At 67.9% G+C, this 8,256-nt stretch carries 1 protein-coding gene; it reads left to right on the forward strand.

The genetic code is table 11. The annotated features are described in order from the left end of the window. Positions 1 to 8,034, forward strand: an 8,034-nt coding sequence (locus tag ACT86A_RS04370) for a non-ribosomal peptide synthetase (RefSeq protein WP_445090692.1), incomplete at its 5' end; no start/stop codon positions are given. Positions 8,035 to 8,256: the final 222 nt, after the last annotated feature.

The raw sequence follows: 8,256 nt of genomic DNA on the forward strand, positions 1-8,256 counted from the left end.
TTCGGTCGTGCCGATTTGACGGCGGATCGTTTCGTGGCCAATCCGTTCCAGCCGGGTACCCGGATGTACCGCACCGGTGACCTGGTCGCGTGGACGAGCGCGGGTGAGCTGGAATACCGCGGCCGCACCGACTTCCAGGTGAAGATTCGTGGTTTCCGGATCGAGTTGGGTGAGGTCGAGGCGGCGTTGTTGGCGCTGCCTGCGGTCGCACAGACCGCGGTGGTCGCGAAGTCGGATCCGAGGATTGGTGATCGTCTGGTCGCCTACGTGGTTCCCGGTGATGCGGGTGTGGATGTGGCGGGGGTGCGGTCTGTGTTGTCGGCGGGTTTGCCGTCGTACATGGTGCCGTCGGCGTTTGTGGTGTTGGACGGGTTGCCGTTGAACGTGAACGGCAAGTTGGATCGGAGGGCGTTGCCGGAGCCGGAGTTCGAGGTTCAGGTGTTTCGTGCGCCGTCGACGCCGATCGAGGAGGTTGTGGCGTCGGTGTTTGCTGGGGTGTTGGGTGTGGAGCGGGTGGGCGCGGATGATGATTTTTTCGCGTTGGGTGGTAATTCGTTGTTGGCGACGCAGGTCGCCGCGCGGATTGGTGCGGCTTTGGATGCGCGTGTGCCGGTGCGGGTGCTGTTCGAGGCGTCGTCGGTCGCTGGTTTGGCCGCGAAGGTGCAGCAGCATGCCGGTGCCGGCGGGCGTCGTGCGTTGGTGGCTGGTCCGCGTCCGGAGTCGGTTCCGTTGTCGTTGGCGCAGCAGCGGATGTGGTTCCTCAACCAGTTCGATACCGCGTCCGGGGTCAACAACATTCCGGTGGCTGTCAGGCTGACCGGCGAACTCGACATCACCGCACTGCGATCCGCGATCATGGATATGGTCGCGCGGCACGAGATTCTGCGCACCCGTTACCCGCACACTTCCGCCGGTCCGGTGCAACAAATTCTGGAACCGCGCGAGGTACCAGTCGATCTCACGCCGGTGCCGCTCGGCCCGGATCGTATTGCCGAGCAAGTGCAGCGGGTTGCCGTCACCGGTTTCGACGTCACGGTGGAAGTTCCGTTTCGTGCCCAATTGTTCCAGCTCAGCGAAATCGAATACATCCTGGTATTCGTGGCCCACCACATCAGCGCGGACGGCTGGTCGATGGGGCCGCTCGTCCGTGATCTGATGGTCGCCTATGCCGCCCGCAGTCGCGGTGCGGATCCGGGTTGGACGCCGTTGCCGGTGCAGTACGCCGACTTCAGCCTCTGGCAGCGCGAGGTACTCGGCGCTGAAAGCGACGCCGACAGCCTGATCTCGCAGCAGGCCGAATACTGGCGCACCGCGCTGGCCGGGCTGCCCGACGAGCTCAATGTGCCTACCGACCGGCCTCGCCCGGTCGCGCAGTCGTTCGCCGGCGGCAAGGTCGATTTCACCATCGATGCCCAAGTGCACGCGGGGCTGTCCCGGCTGGCTCGCGAGCACAACGCGACCATGTTCATGGTGGTGCACGCCGCGCTGGCACTGTTCCTGTCCCGGATGTCCGGCACCGGCGACATCGCCATCGGCACGCCCGTCGCCGGTCGCGGCGAGGCCGAACTCGACGACGTGATCGGCATGTTCGTCAATACCTTGGTGCTGCGCACGCAGGTGCGGGGCGAGGACGCCTTCGGTGACTTGCTCGCGCGGGCGAAGGACGCTGATCTGGCGGCATTCGCGCACGCGGACATTCCCTTCGAGCGTCTGGTGGAAATCATCAATCCGGAACGCTCGACCGCGCGGCATCCGCTGTTCCAGGTGGCGCTGTCGTTCGAGAATCTGCCGAACACGGGCTTCCAACTGCCCGGGTTGCGCATCGAGGCTGTCGATTTCGATGTCGAGACCGCGAAATTCGATCTGTTCCTCACCGTTCGGGAGGCGGTCGACAGCGACGGCGTCGGCATGTACGCCGAGTTCTCTTTCGCCCGTGACCTTTTCGATGACGTCACGGTGCGGACTTTCGCAGACCGGTTCACCCGCCTACTCGAGGCGATCGTCGCCGCGCCGCAGCGCCCGGTGGGCGATCTGCCGCTGCTGGATGACACCGAACGCGAGCTGCTGACCCACGTACAGCGGGACGACGCGCTGACGGCGGGGCTGCTACCGGACCTCTTGACTCGCGGTGCGCAGTCCAGCCCGGCGCACATCGCGGTACGCGATGGTGGCCGGTCGATCACCTATCGCAGGCTCGACGAGTACTCGTCGCGATTGGCGCGGGTGCTGATCGACCGCGGCGTGGGTCCGGAAAAGCTTGTCGCGCTGTCTTTCTCGCGGTCCTACGAGATGGTCGCGGGGGTGTGGGCGGTGGCCAAGGCCGGTGGCGCGTACGTGCCGATCGACCCGGCCTACCCGGCGGATCGGTTGCGGCACATGGTGACCGATTCGCGAGCCGTGATCGGGCTCACCGGTGCCGACTACGTCGAGCAGTTGCCCGACGATGTCGCGTGGATGGTGCTCGACGATCCCGCGACCGACGCGCTGCTGGCGGAAAAGCCCGCCACGCCGGTCACCGATGCGGACCGGATCGCGCCGCTGACCGTCCGGCACCCGGCGTACGTGATCTACACGTCGGGCTCGACGGGGTTGCCGAAGGGCGTCACCGTCACCCACGTCGGCCTGGCCGGCTTGGCCGACTACGCGACCGAGCAATACGGCATTCAGGCGCAGCATCGCCTCCTGCACGTCTGCTCGCCGAGCTTCGACGTGTCGGTGCTGGAATGGTTGTGCGCGTTCGCCAACGGGGCGACGCTGGTGATCGTGCCGCCGACCATCCTCGGCGGCGCAGATCTGGGTGAGCTGCTGCGGGCCGAAGCGGTGACGCACGCGGTCATCACTCCGGCGATGCTCGGTACGGTCGCGCCGGACGGGCTGGCGGACTTCGAGGTCGTCTCGGTCGCAGGCGACGCCACCACCGCGGAGCTGCTGGCCAAATGGCAGCCGGGGCGGCGGTACATCAACGGGTACGGTCCGACCGAAGCGACGATCATCGCGTCGTACGCCACCCTGACCGCTGGACAGCACATCACGATCGGCCGACCGGTTCCGGGTATGTCCGCGCTGGTGCTGGACGCCCGGCTCAATCCGGTGCCGCCCGGCGTAGTCGGCGAACTGTATCTGGCCGGTGGCGCGCTGGCCCGCGGCTACCAGCGCCGGATGGGTCTGACCGCGGAGCGGTTCGTCGCGAACCCCTGGGGCGCGCCGGGTGCTCGCATGTACCGGACCGGTGACGTGGTGCGGTGGTATGCCGAACCGACCGGGGATGGCGTTTCGGTGTCGGATTGGGAACTGGACTATGTCGGTCGCTCGGACTTTCAGGTCAAGATCCGCGGCTTCCGCATCGAGCTCGGCGAGATCGACGTGGTGCTCAGTAGTCACGATGACGTCGAGTTCGCGGTCACGCTCGGCCGCGACACCACCGGTGGGAAAACGCTGGTGTCCTACGTGCTCGCCGCCCAGGGCCGTTGCCTGGATTCCGCCGAGCTCACCGATTACGCCGCGCGGATTCTGCCGCCGCACATGGTGCCCGCCGCGATCGTGGTACTGGACGCGATTCCGCTGACTCCGGTCGGCAAACTGGATCGAAAAGCATTGCCCGAGCCCACTTTCGAGAAGGCGGCATTCCGCGCGCCGGCCACGCCGATCGAGCAGATCGTCGCGGATACCTTCGCCGATGTACTCGGGATCGCGGACGGAGCGGGCTACCTCGGCCGCGATGACGACTTCTTCGCGCTCGGCGGGAACTCGCTGCTGGCCACGCAGGTGGCGGCCCGGTTGGGTGCGGCGCTGGACGCGCAAGTACCGGTGCGGCTGTTGTTCGAGGCCGCTACCGTGGCCGGGCTTGCGCGGAAGATCGAAACGCAGGCCGGCGCCGGTGGGCGCCGTGCCCTGGTCGCCGGTCCGCGCCCGGAACGAATTCCGCTGTCGCTCGCGCAGCAGCGCATGTGGTTCCTCAATCAGTTCGACACCGGCTCGGCGGCCTACAACGTGCCGGTGGCGGTACGACTGGCCGGCGATCTCGATGTACCCGCGTTGCGGGCGGCCATCGGGGATGTGATCGGCAGGCACGAGATCCTTCGCACCATCTACCCGCAGACCGATCTCGGCCCGGTGCAGGTGATTCTGCCTCCGGCGCAGGCGATTACGCAGTTGGTCGTGCGGAGCGTCGATCCGGCCGATATCGAATCCGCCGTGTTCGAGGTGGTTTCGACGAATTTCGACGTCACCAGCGACGTACCGCTGCGGGTCGAACTCTTCGAAGTCGACGACTCCAGCGCGGAGCGCGCCTATGTGCTGGCCATGGCCGTGCATCACATCAGCGCCGACGGATGGTCGGTCGGCCCGCTGACACGAGATCTGATGGCCGCGTACACGGCGCGTTCGAACGGCGCGGCACCGGACTGGGCGCCGCTGCCGGTGCAGTACGCCGATTTCAGCATCTGGCAGCGCGCCCTGCTCGGCAGCGAAGAGGACGCGGATTCGCTGGCGGCAGCGCAGATTTCCTACTGGCAGTCCGCGCTGGCCGGTCTGCCGGACCAGCTGGATCTGCCGTCGGACCGACCCCGCCCGCCCATGCAGTCGTTCGCCGGTGGCAGGGTCGATGTGCAGATCGACGCGCTGACGCACCGGGCGCTGATCGAGCTGGCCCGGGCCGAGGGCGCGACGGTGTTCATGGTCGTGCACACCGCGTTCGCGGTGCTGCTGTCCCGGCTGGCCGGCGCCGAGGACATCGCGATCGGCACGCCGATAGCCGGTCGTGGTGAAGCCGTCCTGGACGAGTTGATCGGCATGTTCGTCAACACGCTGGTGCTGCGCAGCCGGGTCGATCCGGCGGAGACGTTCGCGGATCTGCTGGTACGCCAGCGCGAAACGGATGTCCAGGCATTCGCCAACGCCGATGTGCCGTTCGAACGACTTGTCGAGGTGCTGAACCCCGTGCGCTCGACCGCGCGGCATCCACTGTTCCAGGTGGGTCTGTCGTTCCAGAATCTGGCCAGGGCCACGCTGGAACTACCCGGTCTCTCGGTGCAGACCGTTGCCATAGATACCCAGCTCTCGCAGTTCGATCTGCATCTGATCGTGGCCGACGGCTACGACGAAGCCGGAAACCCCGCGGGCATCGGCGGTTTCCTCACCTACGCCGCGGACCTGTTCGACCGGGCCACGGTGCAGGACATCGTCGACCGGCTGGTGCGGATCATCCGCGCCGCCGTGGCCGATCCCACGGTCGCGGTGGGTGATCTGCCCTGGCTGGACGAGACCGAGCGGACCGAACTGGTCTCGGGCCGCAACGCTACCGCGCAGCCGGTCGACGAGTCCGCGACGTTGGTGTCGCTGCTCGAGGCATCGGTCGGTGCGACGCCCGGCGCCATCGCGATCGTCGCCGATGCCGATGCCGATGCCGATGCCGATGCCGATGCCGATGCCGATGAGGAGGGCGCGAGCGCGGCTCGCCGCACATTGACCTACGACGAGCTCGACCGGCGCGTCAATCGGCTGGCCAGGTACTTGATCGCCCGCGGTGTCGGCGTCGAATCGCGGGTGGCGTTGGCCATCGGCCGGTCGGTCGACCTCGTAGTGGCCATGTACGCGGTCACGAAAGCCGGTGCGGCGTACGTGCCGATCGATCCGGAGCACCCCGCCGAGCGGATCGAGTACATCCTCGATACCGCGGCTGCGGCGTTCGTGCTGACGACGAGCCGCGACGGAGTGGACACCGCCGTCATCGAGCGGCGCACGGCGATCGCCGACCCCCGCGCCGGCGTGGCTGCGGCTGTGGCTCCGGTGGTGGTGTGCATCGACGAACTCGACCTATCCGAATACCCCGACGGGCCGATCGGCGCCGCCGAACGTCACGGTGATCTCACGGCGGCCAACACGGCATACGTGATTTTCACCTCGGGCTCGACCGGCCGGCCGAAGGGTGTCGCCGTCGCGCACGGTGCGATCGTCAACCAGCTGCTGTGGAAGCGAGCCGAGTTCGGATTCGGGCCCGACGACGCGGTGCTGCTGAAGACGTCGGCGACGTTCGATCTGTCCGTGTGGGAGTTCTGGTCGGCCGCGGTCTGCGGCGGGCGACTGGTGATAGCGACGCCCGATGGGCATCGTGATCCGGCGTACCTGAACACCCTCATCCGCGACACCGCGGTGACCACGCTGCACGTCGTGCCCGCCATGCTGGATGCCTTGCTGGCCGAATCGGCGGCCCGCGTGCCCGCGTCGCTGCGGCGGGTGCTCGCCATCGGCGAGCCGCTGCCCGCCGCGACTGCGCAACGTTTCCGGTCGGCGAATCCCGAGGTGGCGTTGCACAACCTGTACGGCCCGACCGAGGCGGCGGTGTCGATCACGCGGCACCAGGTGACCGAGGCCGATACGACGTCGGTACCCATCGGCGTGCCGGTGTGGAACAGCCGGGTCTTCGTTCTCGACGCGCGCTTGCGGCCGGTGCCGGTGGGTGTGCCCGGTGAGCTGTACCTGGCGGGTGCGCAGCTGGCCCGCGGTTACTTCGGCCGCGCGGATTTGACGGCGGATCGGTTCGTGGCGAATCCGTTCGAGCCGGGCGCCCGCATGTATCGCACCGGAGACCTGGTCGTGTGGAACGGCGATGGCGAGCTGGGGTACCGCGGTCGCACCGACTTCCAGGTGAAGATTCGCGGATTCCGCATCGAGCTCGGCGAGATCGAGGCGGCGCTGCTGCGCCAGGACGCGGTCGCGGCCGCGGCGGTCGTCGCGCACACGGATGCGAGCGCGGGAGACCGGCTTGTCGCCTATGTCGTCGGAGCCTATGTCGTCGGAGTCGACGGCGTCATCGACACACAGCGGCTCGCTTCGGCGCTCGCCGCGGAGCTGCCGTCGTACATGGTGCCGCCCACGATCATCGAGCTGACCGCGCTTCCGTTGAACGCCAACGGCAAGCTCGACCGGACGGCGCTGCCCGTGCCAGCGATCGAGCAGGCGCGCTTCCGAGCGCCGGTCACGGCGCTGGAACAGGCCGTTGCCGCGGTGTTCGGCGAGGTCCTCGGTGTCGCGCAGGTGGGTCTCGCGGACGATTTCTTCGGTCTCGGCGGTAATTCCCTGGTCGCGACGCAGGCGGTGAGCCGGTTGCGCCGGGTGACCGGCGCCGAAGTCCGGGTGCAGTGGTTGTTCACCGATGCCACCGTCGCGGGACTCAGTAGCCGGATCGCGACGGCGATCGCGCCGGGCTACGACTTCGGCGCTGATCCGGACGATGGGCTCGGCGTGCTGCTGCCGATCCGAGCGGAAGGTAGCGCGCCCGCGCTGTTCTGCCTGCATCCGATGTACGGGTTGTCCTGGAGCTACGTGGGTCTGGCCCGGTTCCTGCCCGCCGAACAGCCCATTCTCGGCATCCAGTCGCCTGCGCTGTCGGAAGACGGCTATCTGCCCGGCTCGCTCACCGAGATGGCTCGCCGCTATGTCGCCGAGATCCGGGCCGTGCAGCCCGAGGGGCCCTACCGGCTGCTCGGCTGGTCGCTGGGCGGTGTGGTGGCCCATGCGGTGGCGACCGAACTGCAAGCGGCAGGCGACCAGGTGGCGCTGCTGGTCATGCTGGACAGCTACCCGGATGTGGATGTCTCCGATTTCCGCGGGGCGATCCGGCAGGGCTTGGCGGAGATCGGTATCGGCGGGGACGTGATCTCGGAGGAGGGTGATATCCACGATCTCACTGACGAGGCGCTGGACTCGCTGCATGCGTCGATTCCGCCTGAGCTGGCCGTGCTGACCAAGCAGCGGCTGCGGCGGATCTACCGCAGTGCGGTGCGGTCGGTCGAGCTGATCGCCGAACACCGCCCCCAGGTGTACCGCGGCACGCTCGAATACTTCAGCGCCGGCATCGGCGGCCCAGGCCAGACCGACGCCGATCTGCGGGCGGCAGCGACCCGATGGCAGCCTTATGTAACCGGCGGCATCGTCGATAGGCCGATCAACGCGAACCATCAGCAAATGGCCTCTCCTGAGTCGCTCGCCGAGATCGGTCCCCAGCTCGCGACGCTGCTCGAGCTGCTGGAGTAGGCGAGTCGGCGTACCCCGTCGCCGGGCTTGGGTGGCTGCTGATGGGCGGCGCCGGACTGGTCCGTCCTCGGCTCGCGATGGGGAGCGGAGCTGGTCGGGGCGTGTCTGTCCACAGCTCGCGCCCGGCCGAGCGAAGGCGAAACAGAGCTCGGGCCTGCCGTGGCCGCCTCGTGACCCGGATCGGGCGGTGGGAGGGAATGATCACCGGGCGGTGGGAGGGAA

This window comes from Nocardia glycosmidis, from assembly GCF_052545115.1.